The sequence below is a fragment of the Sorangium sp. So ce321 genome, assembly GCF_051530195.1.
Lineage (GTDB): Bacteria > Myxococcota_A > Polyangia > Polyangiales > Polyangiaceae > Sorangium.
The window spans coordinates 9,224,010-9,249,264 of sequence record NZ_CP150329.1 but is presented as its reverse complement, the minus strand read 5'-3'; the positions used below and the strand labels follow the sequence as shown (position 1 = coordinate 9,249,264).

General features: G+C 73.0%; 17 protein-coding genes. 13 read left to right on the top strand and 4 right to left on the bottom strand.

Features of this window, described 5'->3' with window-relative positions; translation table 11 throughout:
• Window positions 1-64: 64 nt before the first annotated feature.
• The 3 genes from WME89_RS34125 (at window position 65) to WME89_RS34115 (ending at window position 4,519) form a co-directional block, all read left to right on the top strand.
• Window positions 65-3,484, top strand: coding sequence for a protein kinase domain-containing protein (locus tag WME89_RS34125; RefSeq protein WP_438003829.1), 3,420 nt, complete (start codon window positions 65-67; stop codon window positions 3,482-3,484).
• Window positions 3,485-3,672: 188 nt separating this feature from the next.
• Complete coding sequence (locus WME89_RS34120; protein WP_438003828.1) at window positions 3,673-3,894, top strand: hypothetical protein; 222 nt, start codon at window positions 3,673-3,675, stop codon at window positions 3,892-3,894.
• Window positions 3,857-4,519 carry a hypothetical protein gene (locus WME89_RS34115; protein ID WP_438003827.1) on the top strand — a complete coding sequence of 221 codons (663 nt, stop codon included), beginning with the start codon at window positions 3,857-3,859 and terminating at the stop codon, window positions 4,517-4,519. The genes WME89_RS34120 and WME89_RS34115 overlap by 38 nt, the downstream gene beginning before the upstream one ends.
• Before the next feature lie 127 nt (window positions 4,520-4,646).
• On the opposite strand, the gene WME89_RS34110 is transcribed toward WME89_RS34115, so the two are convergent.
• Complete coding sequence (locus WME89_RS34110) at window positions 4,647-5,768, bottom strand: ATP-binding protein (RefSeq protein WP_438003826.1); 1,122 nt, start codon at window positions 5,766-5,768, stop codon at window positions 4,647-4,649.
• Window positions 5,769-6,109: 341 nt separating this feature from the next.
• On the opposite strand from WME89_RS34110, the gene WME89_RS34105 reads away from it, so the two are divergent.
• A complete protein-coding gene (locus WME89_RS34105) occupies window positions 6,110-6,565 on the top strand; it encodes a GFA family protein (RefSeq protein ID WP_438003825.1) in 456 nt (151 codons plus the stop codon).
• Between the two features lie 75 nt (window positions 6,566-6,640).
• On the opposite strand, the gene WME89_RS34100 is transcribed toward WME89_RS34105, so the two are convergent.
• Together WME89_RS34100 and WME89_RS34095 are read right to left on the bottom strand one after the other, a co-directional pair.
• On the bottom strand, window positions 6,641-8,002 hold the full coding sequence (locus WME89_RS34100) for an SGNH/GDSL hydrolase family protein (RefSeq protein WP_438003824.1): 1,362 nt from the start codon (window positions 8,000-8,002) through the stop codon (window positions 6,641-6,643).
• A gap of 404 nt (window positions 8,003-8,406) precedes the next feature.
• Window positions 8,407-9,957, bottom strand: a complete 1,551-nt coding sequence (locus WME89_RS34095) for a serine/threonine protein kinase (protein ID WP_438003823.1) — start codon at window positions 9,955-9,957, stop codon at window positions 8,407-8,409.
• Between the two features lie 831 nt (window positions 9,958-10,788).
• Between WME89_RS34095 and WME89_RS34090 the strand changes: the two genes are divergently transcribed.
• The 6 genes from WME89_RS34090 (at window position 10,789) to WME89_RS34065 (ending at window position 18,030) form a co-directional block, all read left to right on the top strand.
• Window positions 10,789-12,357, top strand: coding sequence for a hypothetical protein (locus WME89_RS34090; RefSeq protein WP_438003822.1), 1,569 nt, complete (start codon window positions 10,789-10,791; stop codon window positions 12,355-12,357).
• Between the two features lie 120 nt (window positions 12,358-12,477).
• Window positions 12,478-14,916: a hypothetical protein gene (locus WME89_RS34085; RefSeq protein WP_438003821.1), complete on the top strand. Its 2,439-nt coding sequence runs from the start codon at window positions 12,478-12,480 to the stop codon at window positions 14,914-14,916.
• A gap of 168 nt (window positions 14,917-15,084) precedes the next feature.
• Window positions 15,085-15,405 carry a hypothetical protein gene (locus WME89_RS34080; protein WP_438003820.1) on the top strand — a complete coding sequence of 107 codons (321 nt, stop codon included), beginning with the start codon at window positions 15,085-15,087 and terminating at the stop codon, window positions 15,403-15,405.
• A 7-nt stretch (window positions 15,406-15,412) separates the two neighbouring features.
• The gene (locus WME89_RS34075) at window positions 15,413-15,844 is read left to right on the top strand and encodes a type II toxin-antitoxin system VapC family toxin (protein WP_438003819.1); all 432 of its coding nucleotides are present in this window, start codon (window positions 15,413-15,415) and stop codon (window positions 15,842-15,844) included.
• A gap of 255 nt (window positions 15,845-16,099) precedes the next feature.
• Window positions 16,100-16,936 (top strand): hypothetical protein, encoded by an 837-nt coding sequence (locus WME89_RS34070; RefSeq protein WP_438003818.1) that lies wholly within the window; start codon window positions 16,100-16,102, stop codon window positions 16,934-16,936.
• A gap of 812 nt (window positions 16,937-17,748) precedes the next feature.
• On the top strand, window positions 17,749-18,030 hold the full coding sequence (locus WME89_RS34065) for a hypothetical protein (RefSeq protein WP_438003817.1): 282 nt from the start codon (window positions 17,749-17,751) through the stop codon (window positions 18,028-18,030).
• Window positions 18,031-18,339: 309 nt separating this feature from the next.
• Here WME89_RS34065 and WME89_RS34060 read toward each other — a convergent pair whose 3' ends face one another.
• Window positions 18,340-18,927, bottom strand: coding sequence for a Uma2 family endonuclease (locus WME89_RS34060; RefSeq protein ID WP_438003816.1), 588 nt, complete (start codon window positions 18,925-18,927; stop codon window positions 18,340-18,342).
• 304 nt (window positions 18,928-19,231) lie between these two features.
• Between WME89_RS34060 and WME89_RS34055 the strand changes: the two genes are divergently transcribed.
• The 3 genes from WME89_RS34055 to WME89_RS34045 all read left to right on the top strand — a co-directional run bounded on the left by WME89_RS34055 (window position 19,232) and on the right by WME89_RS34045 (window position 25,157).
• A complete protein-coding gene (locus tag WME89_RS34055) occupies window positions 19,232-20,023 on the top strand; it encodes a Uma2 family endonuclease (RefSeq protein WP_438003815.1) in 792 nt (263 codons plus the stop codon).
• A 356-nt stretch (window positions 20,024-20,379) separates the two neighbouring features.
• A complete protein-coding gene (locus WME89_RS34050) occupies window positions 20,380-24,255 on the top strand; it encodes an RHS repeat-associated core domain-containing protein (protein WP_438003814.1) in 3,876 nt (1,291 codons plus the stop codon).
• The gene (locus WME89_RS34045) at window positions 24,252-25,157 is read left to right on the top strand and encodes a hypothetical protein (RefSeq protein ID WP_438003813.1); all 906 of its coding nucleotides are present in this window, start codon (window positions 24,252-24,254) and stop codon (window positions 25,155-25,157) included. Before WME89_RS34050 ends, WME89_RS34045 begins: the two co-directional genes overlap by 4 nt.
• Window positions 25,158-25,255: the final 98 nt, after the last annotated feature.

Here is a 25,255-nt window from a genome sequence, read left to right as displayed (position 1 = left end):
GCGCCCTGTGGTAAGCTGCTGAGGCCGCGGCTCCTCCCGAGGTCGTCCCGAACGCGATCGCCCCATGCTTCCCCAAGATCGCCCGATCGTCCTCGGTGGCCGCTACCGTCTCGCCAGCGAGATCGGCCGGGGCGGGGCGGGCGTGGTCTACATGGCCGACGACCTCGACGGCGGCGGCCCTGTCGCCGTGAAGGTGCTGCTCCGGGCGCACCGGGGCGGCGCGACGGCCGCCCGCTTCGAACGGGAGATCCGGGCGATGAGGCGCCTCGACGCGCCCGGGTTCGTGCGCATGCTCGACGCCGGCGTCGCGCGCGAGCTCGACGACTCCCCCTTCCTGGTGATGGAGCTGCTCCGGGGCCACGACCTCGAGCACCTCGTCACCACGCAGGGCAAGCGCTCGCCCGGCGAGGTGCAGCGCTGGCTCGGCGAGGTCGCCGAGGCGCTCGAGGTGGCGCACGCGCAGAGCCTGTTCCACCGCGATCTCAAGCCCGCGAACCTCTTCCTCGCGACCGGCGACGACGGGCGGGAGCGCGTGAAGATCCTCGACCTCGGGCTGGTGAAGGAGCTCGACCCCGGCACGCTCGGCAGCTCGGGCGGGCTCACCGCGACCGGCACGGCCGTGGGCACGCCCATCTACATGGCCCCCGAGCAGGCGCGCGGGCGCTCGGACCAGATCGGCCCGCCGGTGGACGTGTGGGCGATCGGGCTCATCGCCGTGCGGCTCCTGACCGGCGACATCTACTGGACCGCGAACAGCATGGCCGAGCTGATGGCGGCGCTCCTGGTCATGCGGCTCTACCCGCCGTCGACGCGCTGGCGGTGGCTCCCGCCCGCGTTCGACGCGTGGTTCCTGCGGTCGTGCGACCGCGATCCGGCCCGGCGCTTCCCCTCGGTGCACCAGCAGAGCCTCGCGCTGCGGGCGGCGCTCGAGGGGTACTGCGCGCCCGCCGAGCTGCCCGGCGCCGAGGGGCCGGGGTCGAGCCGAGGCCGCCTGCAGGCGGACATGCTCAGCACCGACACCATCGAGCTCGCGGGCACGGTCGAGGCCCCCTCGCAGCGATCGCCGCAGGCGCACCATGCGGCCCTCGGCGGCGACCTCCGCGATCCCGGCGCCCGCTCGACCGACCCCGGCGCCCGCTCTACGGACCCCGGCGCCCGCTCTACGGACCCCGGCGTCCGCTCTACGGACCCCGGCGCCTGGCCGCCGCTCGATCTGAACGCCTCGCCGCCGCTCGGCCTGAACGCCTCGCCGGAGCCCGAGCGGCCGCGCCACAACCTGCCGGTCCAGCGCACGGCGTTCGTGGGCCGCGCCCGCGAGCGCGCCGAGGTCGCCGCGCTCCTGCTCGACCCGAGGGCCGGCCTGCTCACGCTCACCGGCGTCGGCGGCACCGGCAAGACCCGGCTCGCGCTCCAGGTCGCGGAGGATCTCGTCCCGGTGTTCTCCGGCGGCGTCTGCTTCGTGCCCCTCGCGTCGCTGCGCGAGCCGGCGCTCGTGCCCTCGGCGATCGCGCAGGCGCTCTGCCTGGGCGAGGGCGGCGCGCGGCCGGATCTGGAGCGCGTGGCTCAGTTCCTCCGCGAGCGCCGCCTCTTGCTCGTGCTGGACAACCTCGAGCACCTGACCGCCGCGGCGCCGGTCGTCGCGCACCTCGCCGCGAGCTGCCCGCGCCTGTCGCTGCTCGTCACGAGCCGCGCGGCCCTGAACCTCTCGGGCGAGCGGCGCTACGTCGTGCCGCCCCTGGAGCTGCCGGAGCCGCGCGAGGTGACGGTCGAGGCCGCGCTGGCGAGCTCGGCGGTGAGCCTGTTCTGCCGCCGGGCCTCGGCGATCAAGCCCGGCTTCCAGCTCGGCCCGGCCAACGTCGCCGACGTCGTGGAAATCTGCGCGCGCCTCGATGGCCTGCCGCTCGCGATCGAGCTCGCCGCTTCGCGCCTGCGGGTGCTCACCCCCGCGGCGCTGCTCGCGCGCTTCGGCGACCGCAGCGCGGCCGGGCGCGCCTCGGCGCCCGCGGGCTCGTTCCGCCTGCTCACGGGCGGCGCGCGCGATCTGCCCGAGCGGCAGCAGACCATGCGCGCCGCCATCGACTGGAGCTACGGCCTGCTCGAGCCGGAGGAGCAGCTCGTGTTCCGCACGCTCGCGGTGTTCCCGGGCGGCTTCTCGCTGGCCACGGCGGACCGGATGTGCGCCTTCCGCGACCCGGCGCTCGACACGCTCGGGATCCTCGAGTCGCTGGTCGACAAGAGCCTGCTGCTCCCGGTCGCGGGCGAGGAGCCCCGGTTCCAGATGCTCGCGATCCTGCGCGAGTACGGCCTCGAGCGGCTCGAGGAGGAGGGCGCCGCCGCGGCGTGCAACCGGCGCTTCGTGGAGCTGTCGCTGGAGCTCGCCGAGCGCGCGGCCGAGGCGCTGCGCGGGCCCGAGCAGGCCGCGTGGCTCGCGGAGCTCGACCTGGAGCACGCGAACCTCCGCCTCGCCCTCGAGCTCGCGCTCTCGGGCGGCGAGGCCGACGCGGGCGTCGCGGTCCGCCTCGCCGCCGCGCTGGCGTGGTTCTGGTACATCCACGGCCATTACCAGGAGGGCCGCGCGTGGCTCGCGCGCGCGCTCGCGGGGGCCGGCGGCGTGGCGCCCGAGCACGTGGCCGCGGCGCTCCGGGGCGCCGGCAAGCTCGCGCTGCTCCAGTGCGACTACCGCGAGGCGCGCGCGCTGCTCGAGCGGGGCGCGGCGCTCTACCGCGGGCTCGGCGACGAGCGCGGGCTCGCCTCGGTGATCCAGATCCTCGGCAGCGTCGCGCGCGAGCAGGGCGACTACGAGCGCGCGCTCTCGCTGCACGGCGAGAGCCTCGCGCTGGCCACGCGCCGCGGCGACACGCTCGAGGCGGCGCACGCGCTCGGCTACACGGGCTTCGCGGCGTGGCTGTCGGGCGACGTCGCCCGCGCGGAGACCGCGTGCCGCCTCGCGCTCGCGGAGCTCGGCCGCGCCGGCGATCGCGAGGGGACCGCGACGGCGCTGCTCAACCTCGGCTGCGCCGCGTTCTACCGGGGCGAGCTCGACGAGGCCGCCCGCCTCTGCGAGGAGAGCGAGGGCCTGTCGCAGCAGGTGAAGTTCAAGGAGGGGATCGCCTGGACGAGCAACATCCTCGGGCTCGTCGCGATCGAGCGCGGCGATCTGGCGCTGGCGGGGCGGCGCCTCCGCGCGAGCCTCCGGCTGCACCGGGAGCTCGGCGATCTCTGGCGGTCGGCGAGCGTCCTCGAGGCGCTCGCGCGCGCCGCGGTGTGGGCGGGGAAGCCGGCGCGGGGCGCCCGCCTGCTCGGCGGCGCGGCGGCGCTCCGCGAGGCCATCGGCACGCCGGTGCCGCCGATCGAGCGGCCGGCGCTCGCCGCGTGCCTCGAGGCCGCGCGCTCGGCGCTGGGGGACGCCGCGCACGAGGCGCGCCTCGTCGAGGGCCGGGGCGCCGGGCTCGACGCGACGATGGCGACGGCGCTCTCCGAGTGAGCGGGCGCCCGCGCCGCGGGTGAGCGGGGTTTCGCGTCCTGCGTGAACGGGAGTTCATCCTGTCGAGTGAACGCGAGCTCGCTTCACGGCTGAATGTGACGTCGTGTCGCGGGTGAGCTCGCTTGGTAGAGACAATTTGCCTCATGGAGTGAACGGGGGTTCATCCTGTCGAGTGAACGCGAGTTCGTGTGGCGGAGCGCGATCTCGCCTCATGTGGTGAATGTGAGTTGTTTCGTGGGGTGAACGCGATTTCGCATCTGGCGAGAGAGCAGGATTCTGCGCTGCGCGTGATCGAGATCCGCTTTGCGGGTCAGAGCGGGATGTGGTTCATCACGGTCCATGAAGACAACACGATGGTTGTTTGCAGGATTGATGGGAATGATGTTGGCCTTGCCTGCGTGCTCGGATGACGACGCGCAGGGAGGCAGCAGCACCAGCAGCAGCAGCGTTACGGGCGGCAGCACCGGCGACGGCGGCGGCACCGGCGACGGCGGCAGCACCGGCGATGGCGGCAGCACCGGCGATGGCGGAAGCGGCGGCGGGACAGAGGGATTCTCGGTCACGGGACCGATCTCCGGAGACGCCGTTCCGGACGACGCCGAGGTGATCGTCGCCTGGGTGGTGAGCTCAGGCAGCCCCGACTATGCTTTCAGCTTCGGCGAGGGGAGCGTCTCCGGCGTGAAGTTCACCGTCGGCTTCGGGTCGGCGCCGCCGAGCGAGGCGATCAACAGCTACGGTGTCGGCGTCGGCGTCGTCTTCCTCCTCGAGCCCGGCTCCGGCGTGACCGAGGGCGTGCTCGACGAGGAGGTCATCGAGGCCGCCGTCCTCGGCGCGAGCTCGCAACACGCGATCATCTGGCGCGACCCCTCCAGGCCGGGCCTCGGCTGGTCCGGGAGCTTCCCGGACGGGTTCGGCTGCGGCAAGTGCGTCCCCGCGGCGGAAGGGTTCGACTCGTACGAGCCGGTGGACTGCTCGGAAGTCGAAGTCCAGGCCGCCTCGGACTTTGACTCGCTCGAGTTCTGCAACTGGACCTGACGCCGCGACCTGCTCACGGGCGCTGACGCCCCGGCGCGCGCCGCGCGCCGCCGGGGCGGTCGAGCCGGGCGCCCCGGCGGCGCGCGGCGCCGGGGGCACGCTGCGCGGAAGACCGCAGGAGGCGCGCTCAGACCTCCGCCGCGCGCTTGTCTGGCGAGCCGGATCTGCCCGGGATCGTGAAATAAAACGTGCTGCCCTCGCCCATCCGGCTCTCGACCCAGATCCTGCCGCCGTGCGCCTCGACGATGCTCTTGCAGATGTAGAGACCGAGCCCCAAACCCCTCCGATCTTTCTTGCCGACCTGCCAGAACCGCTCGAAGACGAGCTCCAGCATGTCCACCGGTATGCCAGGGCCCGTATCGCTCACCGAGACGAGGAGCTCGCCCTCGGCGCGCTCGCCGCGGACGCGGATCCTCCCTCCCGATGAGGTGAACTTGATCGAGTTCATGAGGAGGTTGGAGAGCACCTGGAGCACCCGCTCGGCGTCGAAGTCCGTCGGCAGGGGGCGCTCGGCGACGTTGAGCTCCATGGTGATTCCCCGGTCGGACGCCATGGGCTGGAACATGTCCACCGCGTCGGCGAGCAGCGCGCTCGCGTCGCCTCGGCCCAGGTTGGTGGCGAGCTTGCCGGACTCGATGCTCGCGACGTCCACCAGGTCGTCGATGAGCCTGCTCATCCGGGCGGCGTAGCGTCGGATCCGCTTCGCTGCCACCGCGGCCTCGCTCTCCTCATCCTGCGCCGGGGTATCCGGGGAGAGCAGATCCAGGCTCAGGACGATGCCGCTGAGCAGGTTTCTCAGGTCGTGGCTGACGATGCCCAGGAAGTCGTCCCGATGCGAGACGGCGTCGTCGGAGCGGGCGCGCTCGGTCAGCAGGTGCCTGTCGGTCTTGTCCCTCTCCAGCGGCAACAGCCTCGAGAGGACACGGGCGTGCGCGGCGCGCTCGCGGCGGAGGTTCTCGTCCGCGAGGGCCCGCTCGTCGCGGACGCGGACGTCCTCGAGCGATCGTTCCTCGGCCACGGCCTCGCTCGCCTGACCGGGGCGGTGGGGCTCCTGCGCTCGCTGGTCCGCGTTCTCGCGCGCGGCGCTCAGCGCCGCGTCGGCGTCCTCCCGGGCGCGGGTGACCGCCGCGTCGGACTTCGCCTCGATGAGCGCCCGCCGCTCAGCCAGCGCTCGGTCGGTGGCGTCCCGTTCGAGGCGCAGGCTCTCGTCCGTCTCCTCGCGCTCCGGCCGCGGCTTGGTGACTTCCACCGTCATTCCTGAACGCTAGCATGAACTCGTCGCGGCCCGCCGAGGCGGTCGGCCAGGCGGCCGAGGAGCTCGATGAGCTGCCTCACGGGTCCGGTCGCCGCGGCGCGCAGCCCCACGGCGACCGCGCCCGCCTCGTCGTCATCGAGATCGAGCGGCAGCGGCGGCAGCTCCTTCCCGGCGCCGAGCTGGTACCCGCGCCGACGTGGCCGCGTGCACCGGGTACCCGAGGCGGCTCTCCTTGCGGACCGAATCTGTCCGCAATCCAGTGTAGCTTCCTCTCATCACGCGGGCGAGGCGCCGGAAGGCATCCCGCCCCCCACCGACCCTGGAGATACCCCCCCATGAGCAACCCCTCTTCCGCGCAACCGACGACGATCGCTGGCCACGGCACCTACCGGGGCAGCTGCCCCTGCGGCGCCGTTCGCTTCGAGGCCGACTTCGATCCGAGCGCCGGGACGACCCGGTGTAATTGCACGGTCTGCACGAAGATCGGGTGGTGGGGCATCACGATGAAGCCGAGCGCCTTCCGGCTCCTCTCGGGCGAGGACGGGCTCGGCGACTACACGCGATCCGAGTACGGCCACGCCCGCTTCTGCAAGACGTGCGGGGTCCGCGTCTTCGGGCACGGGAACATCCCGGAGCTCGGCGGAGAGTACTGCTCGGTGAACCTCAATTGCCTCGACGGCGCGGATCTCTCCGGGGTCCCTGTCATGCACCTCGACGGGCGCCACGACACCTGGGAGCAGCTCGCGATCGCGCCGTACGTGGATCCGGTCACGGCCGCGAAGAGGGCCTGAGCCGGGGCACCGGAGGTCGCGTGTCCCGCGCGGGGCGATGCGAGGCCACGCACCGGCGGCGCCGGGGGCGAGCTGTTACGGAGAGGTGCCCTTGGCGATGTCGCCGAGGATCGCGTCCAGGTTCACCGCGTTCGCCATCGCCTGGTACCCGGCGTCGTTCGGGTGCAGCTTGTCAGCGTCGTAGGCCGGGAGCAGGCGGCTCGGATCGGACGGGTCTCGCAGCGCCTTGTCGAAGTCGATCACGCCGTCGAAGGCGCCGCTCGTGCGGATCCATGTATTCAGCTTCTGCCGCTCCTGCTCGCCCTTGGCGGTGCCATAATCGCCCTTGTAGGTCCCGGTCGAGCCGGCGAAGGGCACCAGGGTGCCACCGTAGATCTTCAGCCCGGCAGCACGCGCGGCCTGGATGATCTGCTGGTACACCGGGATCAGATCCGTCGCCTTGGCGGAGCGGTCGCCTATATCGTTGATGCCCGCCAGGAGGATGACCGCGCGCGCGCCGGGCTGGGTCAGCACATCGCGCGCGAGGCGGGCCGGGACGGGATAGCCGAACTGCAGCTGGGGACGGACGGTGAGCAGCTCGTTCCCGATGATCCCGGCGTTGACCACCGAGAGCGTCGTGCCCTTCCGGGTGGCCAGGCGCTGCGCGAGGAAGTCGGGGTAGCGCTGGTTGTTGTTCTTGGTCGAGAGGTATCCATCCGTGATCGAGTCGCCGAGCGCGATGAGCGTGCCGGCGACGTTCGGCGTGGCCTTGACGTCGACGCCCGACGCGAACATCCAGCACGAGATCTTCCGCGTGAACTGCTTGTCTGCGCCGGCCCCGGTCTGGTTGCCCGCGGCGAGGAAGTTGTCCTGCGAGGCGAAGTAGTGTTGCGTGGCCGGCCCGGTCTTGGCCGGGAGGTAGACGCTCACCGCCAGGGTCTGCAGGGGCTGCACCTTCAGCGCCACCGGGTCGCTCACCGCCTCGCCGCCCGCGGCGATGACGATCGAGGTCTGACCGGCGAAGCGCAGCGGCTGCGAGGTCCCGGCGACCGTGGCCGCGCCGCCCGCCGAGAGCGCGATCGACGCCGAGCCCACCTTGAGCGGCTCGGTGCCGCCGGCGTTGGAGATCCGCGCGCGGACCGCGGTGCCGCCGGCGCTCAGGCGGACGATGTTCCGGACCGTCTGGCCGGAGAGACCGACGTCCGAGGGACAATCCTGCGAGTTGAACGTGCCGCCCGGCGTCGGGCTGCCGTGCCACGCGGCGACCCAGCGCCCTTCCGCCGCCTGATCCGCGGCGAGGGCGGGGCGCCCCAGCGCGACGGTGAGCAGCGCGATCACCGCGGCGGTGAGGGATACCCGCGGTGAGCGACCGAGCTTCGGCCCTGGCAGCTCGAGCGAGAAGCGCGAGGCGTTCCGGCGCTCCGAGGTGACTCCGTGAGGTCTTTGTCTATTTGCCATCGGTTCTCTCCCGATTGTTCTGTTGGGGCGCGGGAATTTTCCCCGGCTCCTCGGGGGTTGCACGCTCAATTTGTCGGAGCTCATCCTCGAGTCTGCACGAGCTGAGTCGAGGCTGGCGCCATGAGCGCGCCGAGGGGGCAGGATGCCAGCGTGGGGAGCAGGAGATGCAAACGTCTCGGAGACGTCAAGCCCTAGCTGCGCCGGCTGTCCCGAGCTGGCAGCACATCGCCAGTCCAAGGCCCGACTCCTCCTGTAAAAATGGCGCGATGTCAAACTTGGCCCATGCATCGGAGGGGCCGCTGTCAGCTCGGGCGAAGGGCTTCACGCGAGCGCCGTCCACCACCCTCAGCGCGCCGGCGCCGTCACCGCCGGGGCGTGGAGCTCTGGCGATCGCGCCAGCGCCTTCACTGGCGGCCGATGGCTTCGCGCAGCCTGTCGAGCGATACCTGGAACGCCTCGTCGCTCACGTCGATGCCTGTCGCCGCGGGCAAGATATCGGCGAACATCAGCCCGGCTTTCCTCATGTCGCACACCTGGTGCGGGTATCGTTGACGGGCAACGAGAGAGAGTCCTGTCACGACGCTGCGCACCGCCGCTGCCCGGAAGCCTGCTCCCTCGACGACGACCGCCGAGCACCTGATGAATGCGCTCGCCCCCGCGAGGAAATCGGCGAGCTCCTTGCGCACGGCCGCTGGCGGCAACGGCGCCCCGCTCTCGATGACGGTGAGCAGCCCGATGCCGCGCGGATGTTGCTTTGCGAAGTCCCTGCACGCGTCGCAAAGGCGGCGCACGCCTTCGTTGGTCGTCTCCCGGCGCCAGATGATGCAGAGGATCTGGCGCCAGCTCGCGAGGATGTAGTCCGGGTGTTTGGCGACCAGGTGCCAGGGCTCGATGGGTACGGTCGTGCTGGAGCCGAAGCGGGGCGCCTCCGCGACGGTCGTCGCCTCATCGTTGCCGAGCTCCCCTTGCACGGCGAGGCTCGCGAGCGGCCGGCTCGCGTCGTCCGCCGTCTGGACCGTCGGGAGCGTGGCCGCCGCCGCGGCGCGGGTCGCCGGGCTGACGGGGACCAGGAGCTCGTCCCGGAGGGCAAAGCCGTCGGGCAGCAGCGGTCGGATCGCGTCGAGCATCGCCGCGGCGGTGGGGAACCTCTCGCCGGTGTCGAGCCGGAGCGCGCCGTGCACCACGGCAGCCGCCTCCGTCCGAACCCAGGGCGCGAGCGCCTGGATGGAGAGCGGCGGGTGCGAGCAGATCGCGATGATCAGATCACCGAAGCCAGCGACGTGCTCGTACGGGAGCCTCCCCGAGAGGGCGCGGTAGAGCACCATGCCGAGCGACCAAAGGTCGGTGCGGTAGTCAATATCGCTGAGCCCCCGGGCCTGCTCGGGCGACATGTAGAGCGGCGAGCCGAGGATCCCTCCGGTGCGGGTGAGGCTCGTCGGGCCGCCCTGATTCGGCTCACGCTTGAACTTGGCGATCCCGAAGTCGAGGATCTTGACGACGATCTCGCCGTCGCTGCGCCGGGCGAGGAAGAGGTTGGCGGGCTTGATGTCCCGGTGCACGACGCGCGCCTCGTGAGCCCTCTGAAGGCCGAGGCAGACCTGCGCAGCGATCCGGAGGGCGGTGTCTGGCTCGAGGCTCCCGACCTTATCGAGCAGCTGCTGGAGGTCCTCTCCTTCCAGGAGCTCCATCGCGAGATAGGGCGCCTTGGTCTCCGGATCCGTCCCTGAGTCGAGCACCCGGACCCTGTGCTCGGAGTCGATCGCGCCCATCGCCTTCGCCTCGCGGTGGAAGCGCTCCGCGTTGCTCTTGCCCGGGACCAGGAGGGTTCCATCCATGCACTTCAGCGCGACGTGCTCACCCGTCTCGACGTGCTCGGCCTCGTAGACCGCGCCCATCCCCCCTTGCCCGAGCAAGCGGATGACGCGGTACTTGCCATCGTAGAGCTGTCCGATCAAGGCACTCGGCAGCGTAGAGGAGGTGGACGTCCCGGCGCAACAGCCCTCCGCTCATGCCCCGGCGCCACCTCCTGACCGAGCCACCAGCGACCTCGGCGGTTCAGGTACCTCCGCGCCCCGGGGCCCTCGGTCACCGCGATTACCTCGATGCGCTCAGGCATGCCCTGAGTCAGGATCCCGAGCACCATGGGCCGTTTCGAGCACGGCCGTTTGGACCGCGCGATCCTGTCTCGACGGCGATGCTACCCGTCTCGGCGGCGACGCTGCTTGAGATCCGCTCTACAGCAGCCATCCATCCTTCGCGACACCCACGTTCGCGCGGGCCGACAGCGCGTCTGCGGCGCACAGGCGCCGCGGAGGGCTCCCTGGAGACGGCGTCGAGATCGCGTTTGCCTCCTGGGGCAGGGCGGTTGCCGCGGCCTGCGTCCTGCCGAGGCGGCGCCGCGACGGTCGGGAGCGCGCGGGCGAGCGCGCGAGGGGGTGGACGCCGCGCGCGGCGCTCGAGGAATGCGCTGCGGCGCAGCTGCGTTGAAATTTGCGTTGAATTTGCCGAGGCGCGGTGCGGTAATCGCCCGAGGAGCCCGCCGGGCGCTCGGGCGGCGCGGCACGTAGCGTCGCGGCTCGCGGCTCGCGGCCACGCCGCGCCACGACAATGTACGCGAACTCCGTCCGAATGCGTCGACCGGAGTCGAGCTCGGTTCGCCCGGCGCGCTCGGAACACGCTACCGTGGCCGCCCCGACACACGCCGCGGCCGGTCCTTGAGCCCCGCAACGGCAGTTCGCTGTGGCTCCGAGCTGGTACGGAGGGTGCTCAAGCAGGAGGTCGCGAACATGAAGACGTTGAGCGCTTGTTTTCTGCTGGGGATTCTCGTCGGCTGTCAGAAATCGGAGGAGGCCGGCCTGCCGGCGGCGAGCTCGGGACCGGGCTCCGACTCGAGCGCACCGCCAGCGGTCGCCGCGGAGGCAGCTCCATCGGCCGCCGCGCCCGATTCATCGGTCGTCGCGGAGGCAGCTTCATCGGCCGCCGCGCCCGATTCATCGGCCGCTGCGCCCGCGGCTCCGGCGCCCGCCGAGCCGGTTCCGTCATCGACCGCGCCGGCGTCTTTCAAGGGCGGCCGGAACGAGTCGATCGCAGGTGCCGTCGGCCTCGGTTGCGAAGCGAAGGGCCTCGACGGTTGGCTCGAGCTCCTTTGCCGGAAGAAGAACGGAACCGGTGGGCACCCGGTTCGCGCGGTGATTCACGATCCGAGCGCGGAGGCCACGGCCGAAGAGCCGAGCGAGCCTGTGGCGGCGGCCGACGCCGGCGAGGAGCCCGACGCGGGGCCGTCGAACGAGGTCCTCGCCGACGGGCGCGGCGAGCTCCGGCTCGTCGTACCGCTCCGGGACGGAGCCAAGCAAAGCGTCACGCTGGAGTGGACCGATACGCGCTACGAGCTCCAGATCGACGGGACGAGCGCGAAGCTCGAATGGGCCGGCTCCGTCGTGTCGCACCGGCGCGCTTGCCAGGCGTTGCTCGAACAGAACCGAGCGCGCATCTCCGACGCGCAGAAGCTCGAAGGGCCCGCGAAGGTCTCGGCGGCCGAGGCGACGCGCCTGCCGAAGCTCGGGGTCTGCCAGCCGGCGGGGCTCGGTTCGTGGGCGCTGTCGCTGACGCGCCTCGCGGCGGCCGGCGAAGGCGCGGCGCGGGCGCTCGCCTTCGACCTGGAGATCGTGCGGATTGACCTCGAAGGAAAGCGTGTTGCGGCTCCGTTCGGAACGATCGAGGTCGCGCCCGGTGGACTCGCGATCTCCTCGCTGACTGTCTATGACTTCGACGATGATGGCAACGACGAGCTCATCGTCCCCTACGAGGTCAACGCGCTTGCCGCGGGCGCGAAGCCGGCTGCGCTGAGCCCGGTCTGGACGTTCTCGAACGGAGCGGTGTCCGCCTATTCGAAGGCCCCGAGCCTGTCCGGCGGGCTCGGCGTCGAGCACCTCGACTTCGACATGCGGCCGGACATCGGGAGCTACGGTCCCTTCGTCGCGTGGCTCGGCGCGGACTGCGGCGCGAAGAGCTGCCCGTCGCGCGTGACCGGGCCGAAGTTTTACTTCCACTCGGAGCAGGACGGTTCGTTCTCGGCGACCGACGCGGGCGCGAAAGCGGCGCTCGGCCGCGCGTGCAGCCAGAAGCCCGCAGCGATCGTCGCGACGACCGGGAGCGGCGTGAACGTCGCGCAAACGGCGAAGAACCTCGTTTGCGCGCGCGTGCTCGGGGCCGCTCGAGACGCGCTCGCGAGCGAGCTTGCGGCGAAACGCGCGGACCTCTGCGGCGGCGCGGCGACCTGCGCGCTCTCGAGCACGTTCGAGGCCTGGCTCGACGCGGAGCTGCCGGCTGAGGTCGGGAGCGCCGCGAAGCCCTGACGGTTCGCGCGGGCTTCATATTTGCGTTGAATTTGCCGAGGCGCAGTGCGGTAATCGTCCGAGGAGCCCGCCGGGCGCTCGGGCGGCGCGGCTCGCGGGCATCACCATGGACAGGCACGCGTGACGGGCGCACGAGACAGCGGCGGAGATCTTCCGGCGAGCGAGAGCATCCCGCCCACCGAGAGCATCCCGCCCGCCGAGGGCAGCGCCGCCGAGGGCGCGCCCGGGGCTGAGCTGCGCTCGGTCACCGTGGGCGGCGCCACGCTGTGGCTCACGCAGTCGCCCGGGTTCTCGCTGTGGCGCGGCGAGGTGGCCGCGCCCGATCGGCTGCGGATCGAGGGGCGCGACGGGTACCTCCACGAGCTCCGGCTCGAGCCGGTGGGCGTGCTGCGGCTCGGCCGCGCGGAGCGCGTCGGCGAGGAGCGCAACGAGCTCGTCTACGCCGACGTGGCGTCGCGGCTCGCGGCCACGCTGCGCCATGACGGCGTGCGCTGGTGGCTGCGCCGCCGCGAGGAGTGCAGCGTGCCCGTGCAGGTCGGCGCGCGGCACCTCGCGCGCGGGGAGGAGTCGCCGCTCGTGCACGGCACCTTCGTCTGCGTCGGCGGGATGCGCGCGACGTTCTTCGACCGCCGCTACGCCGCGCTGTCGGTCCCCGCCGGGGCGGTGGATCCGTCGACCGGCCTGCTCGCGCGCGCCGGCCTGGAGCAGGAGTGCGCGTCGCTCCTCTCGCGCAAGGGCCAGGGAGCGCTGGTCCTGCTCCGGCCGCTCGAGGCGGCGCCCCCGGTCTCGGGCGCCGCGAGCGGCAGGGGCGGGGAGGGAGCGGCGAGCGGCCGCGGAGGGGAGGCAGCGGCGAGCGGCAGGGGCGCGGCGTCGCGCGCGGCCGCCGCGCTGGTCGCGGTGCACCGGCTGTGGCCGGACCTGCCGGTCGGCGACGCGGACGGCACGGCGGTGGTGCTCGTGCGGGGCGGCGCCGCGGAGGCGGCCGCCGCGGCCCGCCGCGCCCTGGAGGCCGCGGAGGCGGCTGGGGCCGGGGCGTTCGCGTGCGGCTACTTCATGCTCGCCGGGGACGCGGACGTCGCCGGCCGCGAGGTCGAGCTCGCCCTGCACGCCATCGCCTCGCTCGCGGCGGAGCGCGAGCGGGGGGCCCTCGGCGCCCCGGCGGCCTCTGCCGTGGTGGAGCTGCGCGACGGCGCGGCGAGCGCGCGCCTCGCGGCGCCGCTCGAGGTGATCGGGGCGTCGCAGAGCGGGCGCCGGGCGACGGTCCTGTTCGGCATCGAGGAGCAGAGCGCGCTCGGCGGCGTCGGGCCGCATGTGATCGGCGCGCTCGCGCAGGAGCTCGCGGCGGTCGTCGCGAGCCACGCGGGGACCGGCGCGCTGATCGCGCCGCTCGCGCCGGGCGTCGTCGCCGCGTGCGTGCCGCGCAAGGCGGACCCGGCGGTGATGGCGAGCGCGGTGCAGTGCGACTGGCACGCCCGGCCGCCGATCCTGGACGGCCGGGTCGAGCACGCGCGGACCCTCTCGTGGGAGCTCCTGCACGACGTCGGCGCGGGCGCGCGGGCGGCGGAGATCTCGCGCGAGTGCAGCGATCCGCACGGCGTGCTCTCGGCGCTGAGCGGCGGCCTGCCGTATCCCATCGCGGGGCGCGTGCGGGCCGCGATCGGGGCCTCGAGCGCGATCGAGCGGGTGAAGATGCTCTTCGACGTGCTCGAGGGCACGTGGCGCTTCATCGCGACGGTGCTCGTCTCGGCCTTCTTCAGCGGCGGCAGCGCGCCGCCGTCCCCGGCGCGCAGCGGCGCGGGCGTCGCTGGCGCGGGCGCTTCCGGCGCAGGCGCTTCCGGCGCGGGCGCTTCCGGCGCGGGCGGGCCTCCTCCCGGGTGGGGCGCGGTGCTCGACTTCCACGGTCGCACGCGCACGCGCGACGGCCTGGCGCTCGGCGCCTGGCGCGAGCTCGCGCGCACGGCAGCGCGCGCGTTCGGCGACCGCGACGACCCGATCGGCTCGATGGCGAGGGAGGTGCTCGACGTCAAGCTGTCGCACAACCAGACGTTCGAGACGCTCTCGAACCTGATGCAGGCCGAGCGCAACCAGTTCGCGCACGGCCACTACACCGAGGCGCGCGCGGCCGCGGATCTCCCCGACTTCGAGCAGATGACCCGCGCGCTCCTGCGGGCGCAGCGGCCGCTCTGCGCGTGGACGCTGGTGACGGTCGAGAAGACGGAGCCAGATCTGTATGGCGATCTCCAGACCGTGGAGTTCATCGATCACACTGGCCCTTTCGCGTCGGGGACGCGGCGCCGGATCGGCCTGAACTCGCCGGTTCGCCTGTCGAACGTGGTCTATCTGGCGCGCTTCCGCGAGGGCTTGATGCTGCCGCTCGAGCCGATGGTGCGGCGGCTCGCGCAGGACGACCGGCTCGACCTCTACTGGATGGATCACCTGCCGCGGGCGGGGACGTGCCACATGAGCGCGGTCGTCGCGGGCCGGGCGGTGAGGGCGCCGTGCGACGCGCGGAGGATGCCGCCGCTCCTGCGGGCGATGCTCGACGCGGCGGGCGGGTGAGGGCGGAGAGGAGCGGGCGGGGCGCAGCGGCGCGGGAGGGCTCGCTCTCGTGGCTGTTCTGGTTTCTGGCGGCCGAGGCAGGGGAGCATCGCCCGGTTCTCGAGGTCGAAAAAGATCGCAATCACCGCCCATCAGGTAGACTTCGGCTGCGAGCACGCTGGAGGGCAGATGGCGCAGTTGGTCCTGGACAACCTGGAGCCGGAGATCGTGGAGACGCTGGAGCTCAGGGCGAAGCGGCTGGGCACGACGCCGGAGAAGGAAGCGTCGCGGCTGCTTCGCGAGAGGCTCCGAGCCGAGCCGGAGCTGATGCTCGCAGACGAGAGCGGCGTGCCAGCGGACGAGGTCGGCACGGATCCGCGGTTCGTGCGGAGACACGGGTTCCTGGTGTTCACCGCGGAGCTCGCGGCCGAGGACATCGCTGATCACCGCGCCGACCGCGAGGCGCGCATCGATTCGCTGCTGAAGGGGACCGGTGAGGGTCGCCTTTGATACGTCGGTGCTCATCGCCGCGCTGGTGTCCTCGCACCGGGACCACCCGCGCGCGATCGTGTGGCTGAGCGCAGTATCTGAGGGCGCGATCGATGGCCTGGTGAGCGTACACGCCCTCGGCGAGCTGTGGTCGGTCCTGACGAAGCTGCCCGTATCTCCGCCCATCTCATCCAGAGCCGCACGGGAAGCGATCGGCGATATCTTGGCCCAGTTCGAGGTGGTGTCGCTGACCCTGGAGATCTACATGGCGGCGGTCGCTCGTTGTGCGTCCAGAGGGCTCCGGTCCGGCGCCATATACGACGCGCTTCATATGGCGACCGCCGAAGCGGCCGGTGTCGAGGTGTTGCTCACCTTCAACGAGCGGGATTTCTCGCGTCTGTCAGAGTCCGCCGGTCCGCGAATCGTCGTTCCTGCCGATCCTCCCGCGGTCGCTTTCTGACGTCTGCAAGACATGGGCGTGCTGCGCGCGGCGGAGGGCGCTGTCCTCGCGACCCCGATGCCCTGCTGCGAGGACGATCGAGCCTCCCGCGCCTTGTCAATTACAGGCGATGACAGCTCGTCGAGCGTGGGCTGACTCCGGCGGAGCCGCCGCCCTGCTGTGCTGGCGCATGGACTCCTTGCGCCGAGAGCGCCTGTTGCTCTAGCCTTGTCCGTCGCGCAGTAAATGCAGCAATCGAGGGAAAGGGACCCCGACATGGCTCGTTCTTTCACGTCACAGGACCTGATCGCGCTCCCGCGCCTGAGCGCCGCCGAGGCTGTCGTCCTCGCGACGCAGCTCATCACGACGGCGGACGCCAGGCAGAAGGAGCTCAGGCTGAAGGAGCTCCCGATGACGATCGGGCGCTCGAAGGGGCGCCTCGCCGCCGCCCGCAACGCGCTCGAGGCGGTGACTCGCCCGCAGGGCGTCACGGCGAGCGCGCAGAGCAAGCCGAAGGCGGATCGCGCCATCGACAACGCCTGGAGCGCGGCGTACGACTGGCTCTCTGGCTGGTGCAGGCTGCCGCCGGAGCGGAACCCGCACCGTGAAGAGGCGATGAGCCTCCACGACCTCGTCTTCAAGGGCGGGCTCGGCTTCATCAAGCTGCCGTACAAGGTCGAGTGGAAGGAGTCGAAGGACCGCCTCGACGCCATCACCGCGGGCCGGCACGAGAGGACGTTCAAGAAGCTCGGCGGCGAGGCGTTCCTCGCGCACATCCAGGAGGCGCACGACGCGTACGGCCGCGCCCTGCACATCACGGCGCCGAAGCCGGAAGCGGCGCCGGCCGCGGACGTGCGCGGCGCGCTCCTGGCGTTGCTCGCCGCCCTCCGCGACTATGCGACGCGGGTCGCCGCGTATGCGGATCCGGATGAGCCGGGGAGCGAGGCGCTGAGCGCGGCCTTGCTCGATCCGCTCGCCACATGGGAGTCACGGCCGGTGGCGTCCGGCGGCGGCGGCGAGGACGAGGCGACGCCGCAGGCGCCCGTGGCGCCGGGAGCGGTGGCGCCGGCCCCCGTGGAGGAGCCGGAGGAGCCCGCGGCGGACCCGGCCTGAGCGACGAGACTGCCCGTGAGATGGCTCACGTTGGCCCGGGAAAGCTGAATGAAATTGAGGTATTCGATCCTGAGGCAACCAGGACGCGTTGAGGTGGCGGGCGTCCCGGGACGCCGGGATACCAGGACGCGTTGAGGTGGCGGTCGTCCCGGGACACCGGGATACCAGGACGCGTTGAGGTGGCGGTCGTCCCGAGACACCGGGATACCAGGACGCGTTGAGGTCGCGGGCGTCCCGGGACACCGGGGTACCAGGACGCGTTGAGGTGGCGGGCATCCCGGGACACCGGGATACCAGGACGCGTTGAGGTGGCGGACGTCCCGGGACGCGGGGATACCAGGGCGCGTTGAGGTGGCGGACGTCCCGGGACGCGGGGATACCAGGGCGCGTTGAGGTGGCGGGCGTCCCGGGACGCCGGGATACCGGAGCGCGTTGAGGTCGCCGTCCGCTCCCAGCTCTTGCGCGGGCACCTCGGCCGGCTCCGGCGCCCGGCGGACTTCGTTTCATCGCAACATCGCCCCCGGCCAAGGACACCACGGCCGAGCAGGGTTGCGGCGGCGAGGCAGCGCGCCACTCACGGCGCCTGTCTGCCGTGCAACGTTTTGCGGGATCCGGCAAAAACATGATGTCGGAAAATGCGCATGGCGCCGCCGAGGCCGCGGATGGGCGCTGGACATCTCGTGGCACACATGGTGCTTGAAGCGGGAGCCGGGCGTCGCGGCAGCGATGAGGAAGCCCCGAGTCTCGCGAGGCCCGGTGGAGGGCTGCAGTCACACGGCAGCTCTCGGGCTGCCTCGATAGGGAGAGATGCGATGATGGTTCGTCATGCCCTGAAGTCGTTCGGCCTTTCCGCCCTGTTTCTCGCCGGGCTCATGTCGCTCGCGGCGCTCCCTGGCTGCGTCGCGTCGAGCGAGGAGAGCCCTTGCGAGCTCGGCGAGCCTGGACCGAGCGGCGCCTCCGAGGGCGCGTGCGATGAGGAAGAGAGCGCGGACGAGAGCGCCGAGGAGGCCCCGCCCGAGCAGGAGGCCCCGACCGTGAAAGCGCCCTCGAGCACGCCGCAAGCGATGTGTTCTCCGATCTGCGACCGGATCTGAGGGGGAAGGAGATGCGGGCGTGCCGCCGTGCGCAGAAGGGCAGCCCCGCTTGCAGCCACGCCGCACAGGCCAGATCCCGCCCGCCCGGGCCTCCCGCGCCTGGGGCGGCGGTCGAAGGCCCGCCCAGGCGGCTCGAGAGCCGGAACTGAGCGCCCCCGTGGCGCCAGCTCGGCATGGACCTCCGGATCAGCTCGCCGTTGATGATCTCATGGAATCGCTCCGCCTCGAGGAGAGCAAGGAGATCGTCGACGCGAAGATTCCCCGGCGCGTGGCGGTGCGCTCACGAGGCCTGTCGAGCGCGAGGCGGCCTCAGCGTCCCGTACTGGTGGCCTCGAGCACGCCCCGGTACACCTCGTCCACGACGATGTCGCATCCCACCGACGACAGCGCAGCGCGGTCGCCGGGGCCATAGACCCGGAGCACCCAGCTCCCGTCGTCCTGGCGTGCGAAGACCTCGATCCGAGGCGCCTTCTGCGACGCCAGGACGACCTCTCGGATCGACGCCACGGTCTGGTAATGCGCAAGCTCGTCGCCGCGATCGTACGCCTCGCTCGAGTCGGAGAGCACCTCGAGCACGAGGGTCGGGTTCAGGAGCGTGTCGCGCCGCTCATCCTCGAACTCGGGGCGGCCGCAGACGACCGAGCCGTCCGGGTAGACGTAGCGATCCGCGGAGGGGATCTTGATGCGCATGTCGGAGCTCAGCGCCATGCACCCGCGCTCGCCCAGCGCGTTGCCGAGCAGCCGGCCGAGGTTCGCGGCGATGGCGCTGTGCTCGAACGTGCCGCCGGACATCGCGAAGAGCTCGCCGCCGGCATACTCGTGCCTCACCTCCGATGCGCGCTCGAGCTCGAGATACTCGCCTGGCGAGAGCTTCCGTCGCGGTGCCGCCACGCCCATGCGCGACAGTGTCGCGTGCCGGGCTGAGATGTCCACGCGCAGGCGAGCCGCCGCGGGGGCGCGTGGGGCGCGACGTGCTCGAGCGCGAGGCCGCTGCGTGGGGCGAGCCCGGCGACCACCGCATCGCCTCGCGGAGCGTCGGCGAGCCGTGGCCGTTTCGCCGAGGGAGCTTTCGCACACGGGAGAACGCGCACGCGAGTAATGCGCACCCGAGGGGGGGAGAGATGCGACCGGGCAAGCCTGCCGCCGTCTCGGCCGGTCGATGCCGCACGACAGCGGCGCGTGGTATCTTCCGCAGCAGGCCATGTCCGCCATCGAGCCCACGGTCCGCCCGCCGGCCGCACCTCGCCGACCGATGCGGGCCCACGTCTACAGCCGCCCGCCCGAGCCGGTGTACTTCCCCGAGGCCGAAGAAGCGCTCGAGACGAACCGCCACCTGGAGCTCCGCACCGCGCTGTACCTGATCCTCAAGCGCGAGCTCGCGCACACGGCGACCCTCGGCTCCGATCAGTTCGTCTACTGGGACCCGCGGACCTCGAAGAAGCGCCTCACCCCCGACGCCTTCGTCCGTCTGGGCGTGCCGCACCGGACCTTCCGCACGTGGAAGACCTGGCTGCACGGCGCGCCCGACCTCGGGGTCGAGATCGTGAGCGACTCGGACGAGGGGGAGCCCGACTGGGACGAGAAGCTCGAGCGCTACCGTGCCGCGGGCATCCGCGAGATCGTGCGCTTTCATCCCGAGGATCGCGAGCGCCCGATCCACATCTGGGACGCCCTGGATGGCGATCTCGTCGAGCGGGCGCCCGACGACCCGGATCTCCGCGCGTGCGAGACGCTCGGCCTCTGGTGGACCGTCGTCGAAGACCGGTCGCTCGGCCCGATGCTCCGGCTGGCGCGCGACCGCGAGGGCCACGATCTGCTGCCGACGCCGGACGAGGCCGAGGCTCAGGCGCGCGAGGCCGAGGCCAGGGCGCGCGAATCCGAGGCCAAGGTGCGCGAGGCGAACGAGAAGCTGCAGGCCGAGGTGCAGGCGCTGCGGGCGGAGCTGGCGCAGGCCAAAGGGAAGCGGCGGACGCGGCGACGATCACCGGGGTGAGGCGCCGTGCGCGCGTCGGGGCGGCAGGGGGGATCAACCGCCTCCCCCCGGCGCCCTCGGTCTCCCCTCGACGAGCGTGTGCACGGCGAGCTCCACCGCACCAAACGGCTCGGCCCTGACTCGCTCTTCCCCCCTGGCGACCACGACGAGGAGGAACCCGTCGGGCGTCCATCGATACACCGCCAGCGTCTCGGCGACCGGGGCCGTCGCGCAAACTCGCTCCCACGCCTCGGCCGACCCCTCAGCGCCGGCGGCACCTCGCGCGGCCGGGCGCTGGTGTCCCCGGGACGCTCCGGGCGATACTGTCTCTCGTGCCGCGCACCGCCCCCGTTCCCAACATCCCGGCGATCCCTGGCATGAACCCAGGCGTCTTCATCCTGGGCGGCGGCGGCGCCGGCGGCGGCGGCAACGGGCGCGGCGGCAACGGCAGCGGCGCCGGCCAGGGCGGCAACGGGACGACCGGGGGCAACGGCGCAAACGGCGGCGGACCGGGCGCGAACGGTTGCGGGCCGGGGAGCGGCGGCGGCTGCATGAACCCGGCACATGGAGGCAACGGCGGCACGCACGCCGGCGACCCGGTCGACCCGGCGACGGGGCGGGTCTACACGCTCCCGCAGACCGATCTGGTGCTGACGGGGCCGATGGTCTTCGAGCTGCGCCGCAGCTACTCGTCCTTCGCCCGCGAGCGCGACGTCGGGCTCGGCGCGGGGTGGACCCATTCACTCGCCTGGGAGATCGAGCTCCGGCGGCGCACCCTGATCGTCCACGCTCCGAGCGGCGCCGCGTCCCTTCGCGACATCCCGCCGCCGGGCGGCGAGGTCGCGCTCAACAGCGGCGGCCGTCTCCGCCGCGACGAGGAAGGGTTCTTGATCACCGGCGACGACGGTCTGGTCTACCTCTTCGAGCCTTTCGCCGCGTCCCGCGAGCGCCACCGGCTGGCCGCGGTCGTCGACCGGGCCGGCAACCGGATCGACCTCGCCTACCAGGGCGATCTGCTGGAGGCGCTGCGCGACAGCGCCGGCCGCGCCGTGCGCGTCCGCCGCCATCCGGGAGGGCGCATCGAGGCTTTCGAGCTCGTCACCGCGCGCGGTCGCGCCGTGCGTTGCCGGACCTACGCCTACGACGACCAGGGCGACCTCGTCGCGGCCACGGAAGCCGCCGGCCAGAGCGTCCGCTATGCCTACGAAGAGCACCGCCTCGTCCAGCAGGCCTCCCCGTCGGGGCTGCGCGTCTTCTACCGCTACGACGCGCAGGGCCGCTGCACCGAGACCTGGTGCGCGCACCCCGGCGCGCGCGACCCGGCCCTGGCCGAGGGGAGCCCGACCGTGCTCGCCGACGGGCAGACGCCCGCGCGGGGCGTGCTCCACTGCCGCCTCGAGTACGCCGGCGACTTCACCATGGTGTACGACTCCCGGCAGGCGCGGCGCTTCGACAGGAACGCCTTCGGCAAGATCGACCTCGCCGCCGGCGTCTGGGTCGAGGGCGCCGCGTACGATGGTCGCGGCGATCTCGTCGCGTACAGCGACCCGACCGGCGCGCGCACGCTCTACGAGCGCGACGCGGCGGGCCGGATCGTCGCGATCGTCGACCCCGCGGGAACGCGAATCGAGCACCGCCACGACGCGCAGGGCAACGTGGTCGAGGCCACCGACGCGCTGGGCGTCACCTGCCACTACAGCTACGACGGCGCCGCGAACCTGCTCGGGGTCCGGGACGCGCTCGGTGAGCTCCTGCGCTTCACCTACGATGAGCGGGGGCTGCGCGTGAGCGCCGTGCTGCCGGACGGAGGGGTCACCCTCTTCCGCCATGACGCCGAGGGGAACCTCGTCGGGCTCGTGGAGCCGCACGGCAAGCCGCGCCGCATGGAGCACGACGATGTGGGCCGGGTGCTCGCCGTCACGGATGAGGAGGGACACAGGACCAGCTTCCACTACGACGAGCGCGGCGCGCTCCGAGGGCTGCGCTTCCCGGGAGGCGCCGAGGTCGCGATCGACCGCGACGAGGACGGGCGGATCACGCGCTACCGCGGCCCGGACGGCGGCGCGTACGAGCTCGCGTGGGGCGGGTACAACCTGGTGCACGAGCTGCGCAAGCCGAACGGCGAGCTCACCCGCTTCCGCTACGACCGGGAGTGCCAGCTCGTCGAGGTGGTGAACGAGCGCGGCGAGGTGCACCGCATCGAGCGCGACGCGGCCGGACGGGTCGTGGCCGAGCGCTTCTTCGACGGGCGCGAGCGCCGCTACCGCCTCGACCCCGCGGGGCGCCTCCAGCTCATCCAGAGCGCGGCCGGCGAGGCGACCGAGATCGAGCGGGATCCGTGCGGCAGGGTCGTCCGGCGCGCCTACGCCGACGACACCTTCGACGCCTTCGGCTACGACCCGGTGGGCCGGCTGGTCAGCGCGGAGACCGAGGTCACCCTCTGCGAGTTCACGTACGACCAGCGCGGCAACCTCGTCCGCGAGGCGCAGACCTGCGCGGGCAGGATGGTGGTGATCGAGAGCGCGTACGACGCGGCCGGACGGCGCACGGCGCTCCGGACCTCGACGGGGTACGAGGCGCGCTACGAGCGCGACCTGATGGGCCGCGCCCGGCGCGTCGTCGCCTCCGGCGCCGCCATCGAGCGCACGCACGATGCGTTCGGGCGGGAGCTGCTGCGCGAGCTGCCGGGCGGGGGCCGCGTGCTCTGCCGGTACGATGGCGTCGGCGCGCTGGTCGAGCGCCGCGTGCTCGGGTCGGCGGCTGCGCGCGGGCCGGAGCCGGCCTGGGTCGGGCCGCTGCCGCCGGGCACCACGTACGCCGAGGGCTTCGCGCACTCGTCGGGCGGCGACCTCGTGGAGCACGTGGCGACGGACGGCGAGCGGACGCGCTTCGAGCACGACGCAGCGGGGCGCGTCCTCGCGCGGCTCTCGACGCACGCCCCGGCCGAGCGGTTCGCGCACGGCGGCGGCGGGCGCCTGCTCGACGCAGGGGACGGCGCGCCGGCCCGCCGCTACGGCCCGGGCGGGGTGCTGCTCTCGCGTGGCGACGTCGCGTACGACCACGACGCGGAGGCGCGCCGAACGGCGCGCGTCGACGCGGCCACGGGCGAGCGCGTCCGGTATGCGTGGAGCGGTCGAGGGCTGCTCGACGCGGTGGTGCTGCCGGACGGGACCCGGGTCGAGAACGTCTACGACACCTCCGCGCGCCGCCTGCTCAAGCGCGTGCGCCGCGCCGACGGCGCCCTGCTGGAGACCCGCTTCGTCTGGAGCGGGGACGACCTGCTCCAGGAGATCACGGACGAGATCGCCGGCGGGCAGCGGCGCGCCGTGCGCGTGCGCGACCACCTCTGGGGCGAGCAGGGCGAGGGGCCGCTCGCGCACCGGGAGCGGCCGGGGGGCGCGGCGGAGGGCGGCCGGTGGGTGCATTACGCGCTCGGTGCCGGCGGCGCGCCGTCGCTCCTGCTCTCGGACACGGGCGAGGTGCTCGCGCGCCTCCGGCCGAGCGTGTGGGGCGCGCTCGACGCTCCGCCCGGCGCGCCGCCCCCGACCCCGTGGCGGTACCCCGGCCAGTACCACGACGACGAGACCGGCCTCGCCTACAACTGCTACCGCTTCTACGACGCCGCGGTCGGCCTGTACCTGAGCCCCGACCCGCTGGGGATCACCGGCGGGCTGAACGGGTTCGAGTACGCCCGGGGCCAGCCCCTCCGCGTCGTCGATCCGGAGGGGCTCACCCCGGTGCTGTGCAACGTCTCCGGGCACGGCGTCCGAGGCCGAGGGGCCAGCGCGGCGGGCCGGAGCAGCGACCCGGCGCTGCACCCCGTCGTGGCCGCGGCGATGCCGCCGCCGGTCGACCTCCGCGGCGAGCCCTTCTACCCGGCCGAGCGGCGGAGCCCGGAGACCTGCGCGGAGCCGGGCGCGCTGAGCGAGTACATCCGCAACTGGGAGCGCCAGAACAACAACGGCCGCCCGCTCGATCCGAACAACCCGCGCGACCGCCGGCGCATCCAGCGCTGCCTCGGCGACATCACCTCGATCCAGGCGCAGCACCCCGACGGGACGGCGCGCGCCCCGTGTCCGAACTGCTCCCAGCTGCTCCAGAACATGCGCGATCGCTGGGGCGCGCCGCGGGAGCGCGTGGTGCAGCCGGGCGCGAGCAGCGAGACCGGGACGGACTCGCTGCGCAGCACGCCGCCCGACCCACGCTGGGCGCAGGGCATGCGGCAGCAGCGCCGGAGGGAGCGACGGAGATGAGCAAGGCACGCGGGAGCAGCGGCCGTCCGATCCGGGTCGCGGACAGCGCGCGCAAGCGGCTGAGCCGGCACGCGGTCGAGGTCTTCCAGGAGCTCGACCTCCGGCGCGACCCCGAGCACACCACGACCCCCGAGGCGCTTCGGGCCCTGCTGGAGTCTCGCGGGCTGCCCCCGTACGAGGGCGCGCTCGAGCTCGAGGGCCTCGCCGGGGGGGCGCCGATCCCGCCGGACAAGCGGCTCGGCGTGTTCGCCGCGCTGAAGGCGCTCGAAGGCGGACGGCCGATCGGGCCGGAGAAGCTGCCGCGCGCGGGCGGGGAGGTGCTGCTCCCGGTCGTGGCGAAGGGGTATCCCTCGGTCTGGATCGGCGAGGGCGGCACGGTCTACCTGGTCGACACGGAGGCCGCGGGCGTGGCGCCGGCGTTCGACGGGCCGGCGCAGTACCTCGAGGCGCTCGCGATCGAGCTGGAGACCGAGCCCTGGCCGCCCGAGCCGGAGCGCCTGCAGTGGCACCACATCAGCGTGGCCGGCCTGGTCGGCGCGGCGATCGCCGAGGTGCTCTACGCGCCGCCGTTCCCGCCCGCGTCGGGGGCGCACGGGGCCGCGTGGCTGCGCGAGCACCTCCACATCGTGGAGCAGGACGTCCCCGGCTTCTTCGTGGGCACCCGGGTCACGACCACCGACGCGGACGAGGCAGTCGCAGCCCTGGAGGCGGCGCTCGCCACGAACCTCGAGGTGCGCTGGTCGGGGCCGCAGCGGCGGCCGCGCGCGGGGCAGCGGCCCGTCCTGTCATTCACGTTCGCCCTGGGGCGCAACGCGCCCGACCGGGAGGCCGCGGTGTGGGGCGAGCCCGGCGACTACCGCATCGCCTCGCGGAGCGTCGGCGACCCGTGGCCGTTCCGGTGAGGGAGCTTCCGGGCACGGTAGATCGCGCACGAGAGCACGAGAGAGGGAAGGCGGGGACGGAGGACCGGACGGACCGTCCACCTCGCCGCGCGCTGGTG